Raw genomic sequence first — 13,847 nt, 5'->3', positions numbered from 1 at the left:
CGGTCGTGGACCCATATAAACAGAGGAGAACCAAATGCTGAAAAGACACTTAAAATCCATTCTTGCGTCGGCTGTCGCCGGCGCCGCGCTCCTGTCGACCCCGGCCCTCGCCGAGGAGGTTACGTTCGTCTCCCAGGGCGGCGCCTATCAGGCGGCTCAGACCAAGGCCATTCTCGATCCGGTTGCCAAGAAGCTCGGGATCACCGTCAAGCAGGATAGCGCTCCGGACGCGTGGCCGGTTATCAAGACGCAGGGCGCCACCGGCAAGCCGATCTGGGACGTCGTTGACACGCCGACGAAAGACTGCATCCGCGGCGGGGAGCAGGGCCTGATCGAGAAGCTCGAATTCTCCAAGATCCCCAATGCGGAGAAGATGCCCGCCGCCTACAAGACGCCGTACTCGGTGGCCTACGAATTCTACTCGAGCGTCCTCGCCTACAACAAGAAGAAGTTCGGCGGCAACCCGCCGAAGAGCTGGGCCGATTTTTGGGACGTGAAGAAGTTCTCCGGCACCCGTGCGTTGCGCAACCATCCGCTCGCGACGCTCGAGGCCGCCCTGATGGCCGACGGCGTTGCGCCCGACAAGCTCTACCCTCTCGATGTCGACCGCGCCTTCAAGAAGCTCGAGGAGATTAAGCCGCACGTCACCGTGTGGTGGACCTCCGGCGGCCAGTCAGCGCAGCTGCTCAGCGACGGCGAGATCGACATGGAGATGGCCTGGAACGGCCGCGTAAGCGCCGTCGCCAAGGAGGGTGCCGATGTCGGATTCACCTATAACCAGGGGCTTCTGCAGCACACGTCGCTCTGCATCCTGAAGAACGCGCCGAACCTGGAGACAGCGGTGCGCTTCGTCAATGAGGCGATCTCTCCCGAGTTCCAGGCGAACCTGCCGCTCGAGATCGATTATGGCCCAGGCAACCCGGAAGCATTCAAGACCGGGAAGATTCCGACCGAGCGCGCGGCGGAGCTCCCGAGCGCGCCTGAGAATGCTGCCAAGCAGGCTCTCATCGACACCGAATGGTGGAGCTCGCCCGCGGGTGAGGAAGTGCAGAAGCGCTGGGCGGAGTTCATCCAGAAGCGCTGATGCGCCGCGCTTGAAGAGAAGCATCAGATGGGGTTGCAAAAGTGAAGTCAAATTTCAGGTCTGATGCTCCAGGGCGGTTCGCGATCAGTGAGGATCGCGAACCGCTTCATGTGTCCTTGTCTGCCCCAATTTCCGCAAAGCAATATCCGCCTTTGCGGAAAAAGCCCTATCCGCTCGGAGGCCTTTTCTTGTTCAAATCGAGAACCGAAACCTTCCAGCGGCATGACCGCCAAGAGCAAATGCTGATGCTTCTGCTCCTGGCGCCCGCCCTGGCCGTTGTTGTGGTGCTGCTGCTTGTGCCGCTGTCATGGCTCGCCTGGCAATCCATCTATCATGACGGCTTCACTCTCGAGAACTACCGCCGCATCGCGACCGAGCCGGTCTACTGGAGCACATTCGCGCAGACCTTCCGAATCTCGTTCATTGTAACAATTGTCACCCTGCTCTTGGGCTATCCTGTAGCCTATGCCGCGTCGGCCGCGCCCAAAAGGTGGAGTCTCATCATCCTCGCGATGGTAATCCTGCCATTCTGGACCAGCGTGCTGGTGCGGGCCTATGCGTGGCTCATCCTCTTGCAGCGCACCGGCATCATCAACAGCAGTCTCCAGTCCCTGGGCCTGATCGACTCTCCGGTGCAGCTCGTGAACAACGAATTCGGGACCATCGTCGCGACGGTCCACATCCTGCTTCCCTTCATGGTCCTGCCGCTCTACGCCGCGATGCAGAAGATACCGGGCGAGCTGGTTATGGCAGGGGCAAGCCTCGGCGGCAGCCCGTCTCATGTGTTCTACCGGGTCTTCCTGCCGCTGTCGCTGCCGGGCGTCATCGCTGGAGTCGTGCTGGTCTTCGTCCTGTCGCTCGGCTTCTACATCACCCCGGAACTGCTCGGCGGAGGGCGCATCTTCATGATCTCGAATCTGGTGAGCCGCAACGTCGAACTCTACAACCAGTGGGGCGCGGCAAGCTCGATCAGCGTCGTCCTGCTCTTCTGCGTGTTCGTGATTTTCTGGGCTGCCAGCCGCGTTATCCCGGTTGAGCGCCTGATGGGAATGAGGTAGGCCCATGCCCTCAACGCGTATCCTGCTTTATTCCGTCGTCGGCCTGATCCTGCTCTACCTGATGATACCGGTGCTAATCATCGTGCCGATGTCGTTTTCGGGAACACGGTTTCTGACCTTCCCGCCTCCGAGCTTCTCCTTCCGGTGGTACGAGGCTTATGTGAGCAGTGTCGCCTGGATGCAGGCCACCAAGGTCAGCCTGATCCTGGCTTTCCTGACGGCCATCATCTCGACCGTCTTCGGCACAGCTGCCGCCTATGCCCTGCACAACGCGAAGTCGCCGTTCGTGCGCAGCCTCCAGGTCGTACTGCTGCTGCCGCTCGTCACTCCGATTGTGATCATCGCCGTTGGAGTCTTCTTCGTCTACATGAAGATCGGCCTGATCGCGACGATGTCCGGCTTGGTTCTGGCCAACGTGATGCTTGGAATTCCCTATGTCATCACCGCGGTGCTCGTCGGCTTGCGGAAATTTGACCCGACGCAGGAGATGGTCGCCCGCAGCCTCGGCATGAACCGGTTCCGCAGCTTCTTTGCCGTCACGCTGCCGCAGATCAAGCCGAGCGTTATTTCAGGAATGCTGTTTGCGTTCATCTCGGCCCTGGACGAGACAATCGTGGCGTTGTTCATTTCCGGCGGCGACAACCAGACACTCACCAAGCGCATGTTCACGGCCCTGCGGGATGAGATCGATCCAACAATCGCCTCGATCAGCTCTCTCCTTACCGCAGTGTCCTTCATCCTCGTCATGCTGATCTCGCTCAGTTCGCGGGAGGGGCGCACCAAAACGGGAGAGGCGCCGGCCGGTCACTGATCTCGGCAAAAGGTTCGTTCCTGCGTAGCTGCATATCCTGAATAGGTTCTCGACGTGATTGACTATCTTATCCTGGGTGGCGGCTCCGCAGGCTGCGTTCTAGCGGCCCGCCTGTCCGAGGACTCGCGCAAGCGGGTGGTGCTCGTGGAGGCGGGCCGCGACATACGTCCGGACAACGTTCCGGCGGAGATCCGCAGCCGGTATCCGGGGCACGCCTATCTCGATACCAGGAACATCTGGAGTTCATTGACTGCCCTTATGGGACATTCACCTTCCACTCGAGGCGAACGCTCGCCGCGGCGCTACGAGCAGGCACGCCTGCTGGGAGGAGGCTCCGCCATCAACGCCCTCATGGCCAATCGGGGGGCTCCGAGCGACTATGACGAGTGGCGCGAGCTCGGGGCTGAGGGATGGGGATGGGAAGAGTGCCTTCCCTATTTCATCAAGCTCGAGCGCGATTGTGATTTCGACGGGCCGTTGCACGGCAAGAACGGCCCTGTTCCCATCCGCAGGATCACGCCCGAGCGCATGTCGCCCTTCGTGAAGGCCGTGTCCGAGACCCTGCAGCTGCACGGATACTCGGTTCTGCCCGACCAGAACGGGCCTTGGGAGGATGGCGTCTATCCCGGAGCGGTTGCGGTGAGCGACAGTGGTGAGCGCGTGCCGACGTCGATCATCTATCTGACGCCTGAGGTCCGCAAACGCCCAAACCTTCGCATCATCACGGACAGGATGGCGGAGCGCGTGATCTTCGAGGGCTCCAAAGCCACAGGCGCCGTGCTGGCCGCCGCAAACGGCGGCGAAGCGGAAACCCTGCAAGCGGCCGAAGTCGTCATATCCTGCGGCGCCATCCACTCTCCGGCTCTGCTGATGCGTAGCGGGATCGGGCCAACAGAGGATTTGGCAAGACTGGGTATTCCGGTCATCAGCGACAGTCCCGGCGTGGGCCGGAACCTCATGGAGCATCCGTCGATAGCGGTCTCGGCCTATCTGCCTCCGGCTGCACGGGCAGCAGATCCAAGCGAGCACCACGAGCAGGCCATATTGCGCTTCTCGTCCCGCCTGCAGGGCACTCCGCCAGGAGACATGCATGCGGCCATTCTGTCCCGGTCGGCCTGGCACTCTGTCGGGCAGAGAATCGGCACGATGTTCTTCTGGGTGAACAAGTCGTATTCCAGGGGACATCTCAAGCTGGTCTCTCCGGACCCGCGCGCCGAGCCCGCGGTGGATTTCAACATGCTGTCGGACCCGCGCGACCTGGAGCGGCTCAAGGCGGCTTTCCGCCTCGGCGCGAAGGTCTTACGCGACCCGATGATGCGCGGAACGTGCGAAGCCGCCTTCCCGGCGAGCTATTCACCTCGCGTCGCGAAGGCGGCGGCTCCCGGTATGATCGGCTCGCTGCAGCGCGGCATCCTCTCCGCATTGCTCGACCGGGCCGGCCCGCTGCGGCCCGGCGTTATCCACAATATCGTGACCCTTGGGGCGACGCTCGACAAGCTCATCGGCGACGACGCGGCGCTCACCGCCTTCGTAAGCGCCTATGTCGGCGGCACCTGGCATCCCTCGGGGACATGCCGGATGGGGGCGACCGGGGACCGGATGGCAGTGACCAGTCCGAGAGGCACGGTCTATGGCGTTCAGAATTTGAGCGTCTGTGACGCATCCATCATGCCCAGCATCCCGCGCGCGAACACGAACATCCCCGTCATCATGATGGCCGAGAGGATTGCCGATTTCGTGAAGGGGCAACACCATTGAGGAAGCACCCGCGCTTGGCGACCGATTGAAGGAGTGGCGATGTCGAACGCTTTGAAATTCTACATCAACGGCGAATGGGTCGATCCCGTTGTCCCTGCGACCCTCGATGTTGTCGATCCCGCGACCGAGCAGGCCTTCGCGCGGATTTCGGTGGGCACGGCCGCCGACGTGGACCGCGCCGTCTCGGCGGCTAGGGCGGCCTTCCCATCCTTTTCGAGCACGACCAAGGCCGAGCGGCTTGCCTTGCTCAGGCGGATCCTCGAAGCCTTCGAGAGCCGCATGGACGAGTTCGGCGACATCATCTCGCGCGAGATGGGCGCCCCGCTGCGGCTGGCGAGATCGTCCCAAGCCGGAATCGGCGCGGCCCATCTCCGCCAGACCATAAAGACACTGGAAGCGTTCGAATTTACCAGCATGATCGGCACCACCCAGATCGTCCGGGAGCCCATCGGGGTCGTCGGAATGATCACGCCGTGGAACTGGCCGATCAACCAGATCGCGTGCAAGGTAGCGCCCGCCCTCGCCGCAGGCTGCACCATGGTGCTCAAACCCTCCGAAATTGCGCCTCTCAATGCCATTCTTTTCGCCGAGGTCCTTCACGAGGCGGGCACGCCGAAGGGCGTGTTCAACCTGGTGAACGGCGACGGGCCCTCTGTCGGGCTGGCTCTGGCGTCCCATCCGGATGTCGACATGGTCTCCTTCACGGGCTCGACGCGGGCCGGGATCGTGGTCGCGCAAGCGGCCGCTCCCACTATCAAGCGGGTGCAGCAGGAATTAGGTGGAAAGTCCGCAAACATCATCCTGCGCAGTGCGGACTTCTTGAAAGCGGTCCGTTCGGGGGCCGCCAAATGCTTCGAGAACAGCGGCCAATCGTGCAATGCGCCAACCCGGATGTTCGTGCCCTTCGAACGTATGGACGATGCGATTGCCCTGGCCAGGGAAACCGCCGAGGGGGTCGTCGTCGGCAGCCCGACAAGGCCAGAGACCACGATGGGGCCGGTCGTCAGCAAGATCCAGTTCGACAAGATCCAGGACATGATCGAGTCAGGCATCGCCGAAGGCGCCGAACTCGTGGCGGGCGGACCCGGGCGGCCGCATGGACTCAATCAGGGTTATTTCGTGTGCCCGACGGTCTTTGCCTCGGTTCGCCACGACATGCGGATTGCGCGGGAGGAGATCTTCGGGCCGGTGCTTTCGATCCTCGGCTACGAGACCGAGGACGAGGCCATCCATCTCGCGAACGACACCGTGTTTGGTCTCGCGGCCTATGTCCAGGCCGGGTCCCTCGACGAAGCGCGCCGAGTGGCGCACAGGCTTCGCGCCGGCAGCGTCTACATCAACTCGCCGAGATGGGATCCCGCGGCGCCGTTTGGGGGCTACAAGCAATCGGGCAACGGCCGCGAATACGGCGAGTTCGGCCTGAGCGAGTTCCTGGAGATCAAGGGAATCGTCGGCTACCAATAGCGCCGCGAGCGCGGGCGGAAGGATGTCGCCCTTCAGTCCGAGGCCAATGCGCGTTTCCGGCGTTTTCAATAACCGCGCCGGCGATCTATGGCATCCTCAAGAGGCAGCCCCCGACGGTGCTGCTTGATCAGAGCGCATACGCGCTGCGCCGCCGTCACCGGATGCGTCGTGCTCGCGATGTGCGGCGTCACGATGACACGGGGATGCCCGAGGAGGGGATGGCCTGCCTCAGGTGGCTCCGCCCGCAGCACATCTAGCATCGCACAGTCGATCTGGCCGCTCTCGAGCGCCAGGAGTAGGTCCTCCTCGACTAGGTGACGACCCCGGCCGAGATTGAGTAGCCGCGCGCCACGCGGAAGGAGCTTGAACGTGGTGTCGCAGAGCAGGCTCTCCGTTTCGCTAGTTAAAGGCAGGAGGCAGACCAATATGTCGCAGTCGGACAGAAAGGCGGGCAGCTCCTCGATGCCTGCGAATGTCCGCATGCCATCGATCGACTTCGGCGAGGCGCTCCATCCCTTCAGGGTGAAGTTGAAGGGCTTCAGGGCATCGGCGACTGCGCGGCCGAGCACGCCAAGCCCCATGATGCCGACAATGTGGTCCGCCGCGCGCCGAACCGGGCGGGGAGCCCAGAGGCGAGCCCGCTGGTCCGCGAGATAATGGGGAATGTCCCGATGGAGCGCGAGAACGCCCATCGTGGCGAATTCCACCATTCCGCTGGTGAGGTTCGGGTCGATCATGCGCACGACTTGGACGCCGTCTGGAATGTTACCCAGGTCGAGCTGATCGATTCCGGCTCCAGTGCTGAACAGCACTTTGAGATTCGGAAATGATGCTGCGATGCCCGGCGGGGGCGTCCACGCAATCAGGTATTCGACACTTTCGGGCGTTCCCGCTTCCGGCCAAATCCGAAAGGTCGTCTGTGGAAGCTCATCCCGGAAGATTTGCTTCCATGTCGCACCCCGAGCGGGATCGGCGCAGTATGTGACTTCGAAGTTCTCGGACATCCGGGACGACATCATCGGCTTTCGGGCTCCTGCAGGCGACCTGTCCTGTTCGAGCGATGGCAACGTGCGCCCGCCGCATCTTCCAGCGCGCAGCATCATCCTATGAGCAGATGACAGGCGATTGATGTCTTAGACGCGGCCAAGGCGAGTTCATTATTCCACAGCGGGATTGCGATGCGGAATTTTCTGCGTCTCGCGACCACCGGAGGAGAGACCTTAAGATTGGACCCGCGCCCAGGTGTGATCCACGATCTATGCAACTTTTCGGCCTGTGGCTGCATCCCCTGCTCCACTGACATTCAACTCGGATCCCGCAGCGGGGCTGACCGCTTAGCGGCGCCATCGTCCGCTTACCGTGGCACAATCCGCCCTGACAGCGTCCGCTTCCACGGACTGGTCCGTCCGAATGGCAGAGGTCTCTGCGAGACTTGAGCCCCGATGTGACGGATCTTCTACTGTTTGGCCTGGGCTGCCCGATGGTGATCATCCCGTGTTTTCGCCAAGGCGCAGGCCTCATGCGTGAGCAGCTCACACACAACACACACGTCACCTGTCCGCTCCCAGACTTTGAGCCGGCGCTCAGGCTCCGCGTCGACGGCAACAAGGCGCACCGGCAGTCCGAGGGAGGCAACAGTGGCCGGTCTGCCGTTGGGCAGATCAGGCTCTGACGGCGACAGCCGACACAGCAGGCCGCGGCAGGATGCACTGGTCATGGCACCTCTCCCGGAAAGGGACCTGTGGCCCTCGTTTGAACGACGACGCTCCGATCAGCTGCTGTGATAGCCCTTGCTCGAGCAGGTCGCTGTGACCTGTTGAGCCAACCAAGCGCCAGGAGCAGCGGCACTGCGTTGTGGCTCAAGATCACGCAACGCGAAAACCAGGCAAACAGATGGACAGAATCCGATCTAATAAATAAACAACAAGACAAAGCATTGTGTTGCGACTTCATATCAGGGTTATTATTCGTTAACGTAACATTATTTGCATCAAAATTCAATGACTAGATGCTATTATAACTAATATCTACAATGACGATGATGCATCATTATCAAAATTTACTATATTATCTTTGTTATTCCGTCGGCTGGTCGATTTCGAGGCCACTTCGAACGCCTGAGTATTTGCAGCCGAACACCAGAGAGCCCGGACCGGCCCCATCTTTACCTCTGGTCTCACACTTGCCGCGCTTCGCCGCGGGAGGCCATTGGAAGCCAATTCAACTCTACGGCATCGGACCCACAAGTGGATTTGCACTTTTGGGACCAATCCGATGCTTTCTCCTTGAATGAGAGCATCATTGAGAGCGGAACCGGAGGTCCGCGTCAGCGAAAACCGGATCCACTTTTCCGCACGACGCTCTAAGACGGGAACGACCCCGGTACCGGACCCCATCGGCAGTGCCATCAGCACAAGATTCCGTCCCGGCCCCCGCCTCCTCACACCAAGTGTATCGCGACAGGGGAGCCTAGAGCATCGGACCCAAAAGTGGACTTGCACTTTTGGGTCCGATGCTCCCTTCTCTAGAGAGCGCATCGTTGAAGCGTAAAACCGGGTCCACTTTTCCGCACGATGCGCTAGCCCCATTCGGTTCGGCAGGCCGCCATTGGCGGCACGCTCCCTTCGAGTCTCAGACCAATTCCCACAGCCATCCCGGGGAGCAATCAGAATGGCAGACTGTTATTGCCTCCAGCTCACCCTCTCCGCCGCGGCAACCACAGCAAGTGCGAGGGCCACCGTCAAAGCCGGGAGGGCGATGGTCACACGGGCAAAAAGCATGACCAAGAACCGAATTGAGATGGCTGTATTGATCCCGGCTCCACCGATCAGGCGAGGATCCATTCGCGCGATCGCAACCCTTTCGGTATGAGGATCCGTCTTGAGGCACCCGATTGCGACCTGCAGCAGAACGCAGAACTGGGCCAGGACGAGATCGCCTCCGGCCAAAAGGGTTGAGCGCCTCGAGAAAGCACGCGATCCCACGGAGGCGATGCCACTGGACTTGATTGGCCAAGCCCCCTGACGGTTGCACACGAACCATCGGGTCCATCGCCAACCTGCTGGTGGGCACCGCCCGCGAACCTGTCGATCAATTCGAGAGGAGTTGCCATTGAGGCCTATGTCCACCTCCTCACGGCGACCTTAGGCGACCTGTACACCTACTCCAAATCTTCGAGCATCTGGCGCGAGCGCCGCAACAGCGCCTGCACCGCTTGGCGCTGCGCGAACATCTCCCGGGTGTACAACCCGGTCTTCAGCGCATTCCGGTTGCCGCGCGGGGCACCGGATCCTGAGGCTCCACCGTGCATCCGGCACCGCTGCCTGCCCCGAACGGCGGGCGCCTCACATGACCGCCCATAGCGGGTTTTGGCGCCACACCGCGGGCTGCTGCACGCGCGCGGGCGTGCCGGCCAGTTCCGAGACCAGCCGGCGCAGGGCCTTCTGAGACAGGGGCTTGGCGGAACCACCGGGTGGCACGCTCATGCCTGAAGTGAATCACGAATGCCCGTCCGGAGGAATCCCTCGCCCCCAATCTGCCCCGCTGACGTTTGATTCGTTACGCTGCCAGAGGGATAAGCCAAAGAGCTCCTGGTCCACGCTTTGCCACCTTGCATGAACCGGAAGCTCGCATCGGGCGATTGGCACCATTCCATGGTGAAAGGGTTCAAAATAATGGCGACCCCTGCAGGGCTCGAACCTGCGACCTACTGCTTAGAAGGCAGTTGCTCTATCCAGCTGAGCTAAGGGGCCGTCGAGCCGCGGTCCTGGGCCTTCAGTGGGTCCAGGGGCCGACGCGATTGAACTTGAAATTGTCGGAGTAGGACATCGTGCGCCGCTTGATCTCGTGCGGCTCCTCGACCCGATAGGCGATGCCTTCGCGCTCGGCATAGGCAATGGCCTCCTCCTTGGTGTCGAACCAGAGGCGGAGCTGCTGACGGGTATCACCTGAGCTGGTCCAGCCCATCAAGGGCTCGATCTCACGGGGCCTGTCCTGCTCGAAAACGAGAAGCCACTGCTTGGTCCGGGCCATGCCGGACTGCATTGCGGATTTGGCGGGCTTGTAAATCCGAGCGGGCATTGGTTTTTCGCACTCTCTCCAAGACTCTTACCAGTGAGGATGGTCGGGGCGGCAGGATTTGAACCCGCGACCCTCTGCTCCCAAAGCAGATGCGCTACCAGACTGCGCTACGCCCCGAAACCACCTAACGGCCTTTGTCCTCTAAGGATTTTCCGCTCCGAATGCAAGCCTGTAAAAAAGAACAAAGCGGCGACAAACGGCACGTTTCGGCAGATGTTGGGACCGTGGGTCCCGACGAAATTCCCGACGCATTGCCCGGCATCCGCCCCGGCGCTACACCCAAGCTCGGTCAGCCGTTCGGCGGTCACCTGGCCCTGCGTGTGCAGGGCGAGGCAGAACCGCCGCGCACCGGGCCCGAACCCGCCGGTGAGACCGGGCGGCAAGGGTGCAATGATGGTCTGGCCCTGCGGCGTGACCCAGCGTTCCCGCTTGTAGCGCACCACCTCGGCGGCCACGATCAGATCCCGTCGTGTGACCAGCCTGTAGCCTTTGAAGCGCGACCCGGACCGGCGGGCCGCGGCCAAGTGGCTTTCTCCAGGCCGGACGGCTTGAACGGCGGGCGCGGCGGCAGGTTCTTGAGCCGGGCGATCTCGTCCTTCAAGGCCTGATTGCTGGCGTGCAGGTTGCTGTTGTCGAGGCGCAGCCGCTCGACCTCCTCTTGCAGAGCCTGGTTGTGAGTCCGCAGCTGCGAGAGCTCCTGCTCCACGCGCTCGAGCGTGCCGGCCAGATCCGAGACCAGCCGGCGCAGGGCCTTCTGAGACAGGGACTTGGCAAGGTTAGGGGGCGGCACCGTCATGCATGAAGTGAATCACGAAAGCCGGTCCGGAGGAATCCCTCGCCCCCCAAACTGCCCCGCTTACAAGGATGACGACCGCCTGAAGCTGACCTAAGTCCTTAAACACATGGAGATCAAATCACCGAAGGCAAGGGAAAAGCATTCTACCTACGCTCAGATTGCGGCCTTCCGCGAAGCCGCTCATGAGGCCGGGCGCCCCTCCCCCGCCCTGACAGTCACTCTCCAATTCGAGCTTCGCCTCCGGTAGAAGGACCTCATTGGCGAGTGGGTGAAACCGAATGTCGAAGACCGGGAGCGATTAAAGGCACGGTCACGAACGGCACTTGGGTTTGGGAATGGGGGCTCACCTGAAGCCAAATCGACAGCAACTTGATCCTGAAGAAGCCCACCCCGAAATTGAACGGCTCAGAGACGGCGGAGCACGACCTGAAGCTCTACCCGGACATCATTTCCGAGCTGGCCGGCATGCCCTCGGAGCGGCGGATCGGCCCCGTGATCCTCGACAAGGGTTCTGGCAAGCCGCGGCGCAAGTCGCACTTCAGCAGGACGTTCAAGAAGATCGCTCGTAAGGCTGGCTGGCCAGATGACGTCTGGAACATGGACAGCCACGTTGGAGCCGTCTCAGAAGCCTTTGAGGCGGGCGCACAGGCCGAAAACGTGATGAGGGCGGCCCCTCCCCAGCTCAGCACGACCATGCGCTACAACCGCGGGAAGATTGTTCAGACGAGCCGGGTGGCGGAGCTACGGATAGCGCAGCGACAGAGAAATGAGGCTGACTAGGCCAGCGATCTGTCCCGGAAGGCGGATGTGGAAAGCTCTCAAGAACTGCAGTCGAATCAGGTCTTTCTGCGCGACTCCGCCTGTGGACCAGCCTTGGTCGGACCGGGGAACAGTCTGGAAAAAGCTCTTCTTAATAGATCGGTAGCCCGTCGCCCGTATTATTGCGCCGCTGCACGCGAGACACGGTGAAAGGACTTCGGTCCTGCAATCTGCCAGCCGTAGCACCGCCTTGGGCAGGTGGGTGAAATTGTAGGGTTCCCGGCAGGCCCTACCGTGTGCGGAAATGACGGCCTCCCTTAGCCCAGGGGAGGCCGTCATACTTTTTCGCAGGCCGCAGAACCTCCCATTTGCCGAACATCTTTTGGGCCTCTCTCTCGGTTGTTTGATAGAAGGTCGAAACCCAGACCTCGCAACCTTGCGCAGCGCTCTTCAGGCCCAATACATAGGGTCGGTGCTTATGTGGGTTCTGATAGAGGACTGTCACACACCTCCGCCGCTTGGGATCGGCGTAATAGCACCCCTTTGTGACGACGAGAGGCAGTTGGAGCAGATCAAGCGGACTAACCTCCGGGTGCTTGATCCAGATCTTCTGCGCTTCACGTCGGCGAAGGAAGACGATTCCTGGATGGCAGCCAAGATATTCAGCAACACTGCGCGGCAAGTCCCCCACCGTCAGGTACTGCCGGTGACCGAACACCAATTCTGTTAGCTGGCCAAGCTCAAACGACATGGTGGGCGTTGAGCCTCAACGGCGACGCGATCCGATAACACGCGCGGTAACACCGCAGGCGGCGCAAAAGCACCATCAGCACTCAAATCATTGACGCGTAAGGATAAGAGAGTGGTGCCCAGGGGCGGAATCGAACCACCGACACTGCGATTTTCAGTCGCATGCTCTACCAACTGAGCTACCTGGGCATCCGATGCGCGGCTTGTGCCGTGCGCGTCGTGGGCGGTTGTATAGTCAGACCTTTGCCGCCTGTCCAGCCGCCTGGACGAGAAATTTTCATGAAAAAAATTTTCGTCAGTCTTCGCGGTCGTCTTCGCCCTTGTCCTCCGGGTCATCCACGGACGGAATGGCATAGCCGCCGGAGAGCCAGCGGTTCAGGTCCACATCCGCGCAGCGCTTGGAGCAGAAGGGCTTGAATTCCAGGCTCGACGGCTTGCCGCAGATCGGGCACCTGCCGGACGAGGCCAGCGGCTTGTTCTCGTTGGCGGGATCCATGCCTTTCCTCCTCTTGGGAATCAGGCGGCGTTGAGCCAGGTGAAGCGCACGGGGAACCCCTCCCCATCGAGCAGCGCCACGGTCTCGTAGAGCGGCAGGCCCACCACGTTGGTGTAGGAACCGACGAGCTTCACCACGAAGGTCCCGGCAAGGCCCTGGATGGCATAGCCGCCCGCCTTGCCGCGCCATTCGCCCGAGGCGAGATAGCGCTCGAACTCCTCCCGCGAGAGACGCTTGAAGCGCACTCGGGTTTCCACGAGGCGCTCGCGCACCGAATCCTTCGGGGTGATGAGGCAGATGGAGGTGTAGACCCGATGCGCCCGGCCCGAGAGCAGGCGCAGGCATGCCGCCGCCTCGTCCACCACCTCGGCCTTGGGCAGAATGCGCCCGCCTGCCACCACGATCGTATCGGCGGAGAGGATATAGGCGTCCTTCAGGTCCTCCCGGTTGCGGGCGGTCTTGCGGGCGACCTCCGCCTTGGCACGGGAGAGGCGCTTGGCAAGGTCCTTCGGACCCTCGTTCTTCAAGGGCGCCTCGTCCACATCGGCGGGCAGGAGGGCATCGGGCTCGATGCCGGCCTGCTGCAGCAGGGCCAGCCTGCGGGGCGAGGCGGAAGCCAGAACGAGCTTCGGACGCCAGCTGGTATTCGACACCTCGGAAGAAGACGCCACTTTGATCTCCACGCTCCAGGGCCTGTCAGCCCTTCACGATCATTGCTTGTTCTGTAGCGCATCGTGCGGAAAAATGGACCCGCTTTTGGGCCCTGCCCGATGCTCTGGGCATAAGGCTAC

The 13,847-nt window shown here is 61.7% G+C and carries 14 protein-coding genes and 3 tRNA genes; 6 read left to right on the top strand and 11 right to left on the bottom strand.

Annotation, left to right across the window (positions count from 1 at the left end; translation table 11 throughout):
- Nucleotides 1-34 precede the first annotated feature (34 nt).
- The 5 genes from DC522_RS04805 (at nt 35) to DC522_RS04785 (ending at nt 6,175) form a co-directional block, all read left to right on the top strand.
- Nucleotides 35-1,084 (top strand): ABC transporter substrate-binding protein, encoded by a 1,050-nt coding sequence (locus DC522_RS04805; RefSeq protein WP_116527558.1) that lies wholly within the window; start codon nt 35-37, stop codon nt 1,082-1,084.
- Nucleotides 1,085-1,323: 239 nt separating this feature from the next.
- The gene (locus DC522_RS04800; RefSeq protein ID WP_116527640.1) at nt 1,324-2,142 is read left to right on the top strand and encodes an ABC transporter permease; all 819 of its coding nucleotides are present in this window, start codon (nt 1,324-1,326) and stop codon (nt 2,140-2,142) included.
- A gap of 4 nt (nt 2,143-2,146) precedes the next feature.
- Entirely contained in the window at nt 2,147-2,953 is an 807-nt protein-coding gene (locus tag DC522_RS04795) for an ABC transporter permease (RefSeq protein WP_116527557.1), read from the top strand.
- A gap of 54 nt (nt 2,954-3,007) precedes the next feature.
- Nucleotides 3,008-4,711 (top strand): GMC family oxidoreductase, encoded by a 1,704-nt coding sequence (locus DC522_RS04790; RefSeq protein WP_116527556.1) that lies wholly within the window; start codon nt 3,008-3,010, stop codon nt 4,709-4,711.
- Between the two features lie 39 nt (nt 4,712-4,750).
- Nucleotides 4,751-6,175 (top strand): aldehyde dehydrogenase family protein, encoded by a 1,425-nt coding sequence (locus DC522_RS04785; RefSeq protein ID WP_116527555.1) that lies wholly within the window; start codon nt 4,751-4,753, stop codon nt 6,173-6,175.
- A gap of 65 nt (nt 6,176-6,240) precedes the next feature.
- Here the strand turns inward: DC522_RS04785 and DC522_RS04780 are convergent, their stop codons facing one another.
- The 8 genes from DC522_RS04780 to DC522_RS04745 all read right to left on the bottom strand — a co-directional run bounded on the left by DC522_RS04780 (nt 6,241) and on the right by DC522_RS04745 (nt 11,051).
- Nucleotides 6,241-7,194 (bottom strand): glyoxylate/hydroxypyruvate reductase A, encoded by a 954-nt coding sequence (locus DC522_RS04780; protein WP_245443956.1) that lies wholly within the window; start codon nt 7,192-7,194, stop codon nt 6,241-6,243.
- 437 nt (nt 7,195-7,631) lie between these two features.
- Nucleotides 7,632-7,892 (bottom strand): hypothetical protein, encoded by a 261-nt coding sequence (locus DC522_RS34240; protein WP_133239226.1) that lies wholly within the window; start codon nt 7,890-7,892, stop codon nt 7,632-7,634.
- Between the two features lie 1,443 nt (nt 7,893-9,335).
- Nucleotides 9,336-9,644, bottom strand: a complete 309-nt coding sequence (locus DC522_RS37070) for an HGGxSTG domain-containing protein (RefSeq protein ID WP_305777706.1) — start codon at nt 9,642-9,644, stop codon at nt 9,336-9,338.
- Between the two features lie 206 nt (nt 9,645-9,850).
- Nucleotides 9,851-9,927 (bottom strand) — tRNA-Arg (locus DC522_RS04760).
- Between the two features lie 22 nt (nt 9,928-9,949).
- Nucleotides 9,950-10,255: an ETC complex I subunit gene (locus DC522_RS04755; protein ID WP_116527551.1), complete on the bottom strand. Its 306-nt coding sequence runs from the start codon at nt 10,253-10,255 to the stop codon at nt 9,950-9,952.
- A gap of 40 nt (nt 10,256-10,295) precedes the next feature.
- Nucleotides 10,296-10,372: transfer RNA gene (locus DC522_RS04750), tRNA-Pro, on the bottom strand.
- Nucleotides 10,363-10,710, bottom strand: coding sequence for a hypothetical protein (locus tag DC522_RS35370; protein WP_205769503.1), 348 nt, complete (start codon nt 10,708-10,710; stop codon nt 10,363-10,365). Before DC522_RS35370 ends, DC522_RS04750 begins: the two co-directional genes overlap by 10 nt.
- Before the next feature lie 2 nt (nt 10,711-10,712).
- On the bottom strand, nt 10,713-11,051 hold the full coding sequence (locus tag DC522_RS04745; RefSeq protein WP_205769502.1) for a hypothetical protein: 339 nt from the start codon (nt 11,049-11,051) through the stop codon (nt 10,713-10,715).
- Nucleotides 11,052-11,420: 369 nt separating this feature from the next.
- Here DC522_RS04745 and DC522_RS04740 point away from each other — a divergent pair, with 369 nt between their 5' ends.
- Complete coding sequence (locus tag DC522_RS04740; RefSeq protein ID WP_116527550.1) at nt 11,421-11,831, top strand: hypothetical protein; 411 nt, start codon at nt 11,421-11,423, stop codon at nt 11,829-11,831.
- 842 nt (nt 11,832-12,673) lie between these two features.
- Here DC522_RS04740 and DC522_RS04730 read toward each other — a convergent pair.
- The 3 genes from DC522_RS04730 to DC522_RS04720 all read right to left on the bottom strand — a co-directional run bounded on the left by DC522_RS04730 (nt 12,674) and on the right by DC522_RS04720 (nt 13,727).
- A tRNA-Phe gene (locus DC522_RS04730) sits at nt 12,674-12,749 on the bottom strand.
- Between the two features lie 106 nt (nt 12,750-12,855).
- Nucleotides 12,856-13,056, bottom strand: a complete 201-nt coding sequence (gene yacG / locus DC522_RS04725) for a DNA gyrase inhibitor YacG (RefSeq protein WP_116527548.1) — start codon at nt 13,054-13,056, stop codon at nt 12,856-12,858.
- Nucleotides 13,057-13,076: 20 nt separating this feature from the next.
- Nucleotides 13,077-13,727 (bottom strand): Maf-like protein, encoded by a 651-nt coding sequence (locus DC522_RS04720; protein ID WP_116527547.1) that lies wholly within the window; start codon nt 13,725-13,727, stop codon nt 13,077-13,079.
- Nucleotides 13,728-13,847: the final 120 nt, after the last annotated feature.

This window comes from Microvirga sp. KLBC 81, assembly GCF_003075415.1.
Classification (GTDB): Bacteria; Pseudomonadota; Alphaproteobacteria; order Rhizobiales; family Beijerinckiaceae; genus Microvirga.
The sequence above is the reverse complement of the archived record's forward strand: the minus strand, read 5'-3'. Positions and strand labels throughout refer to the sequence as shown.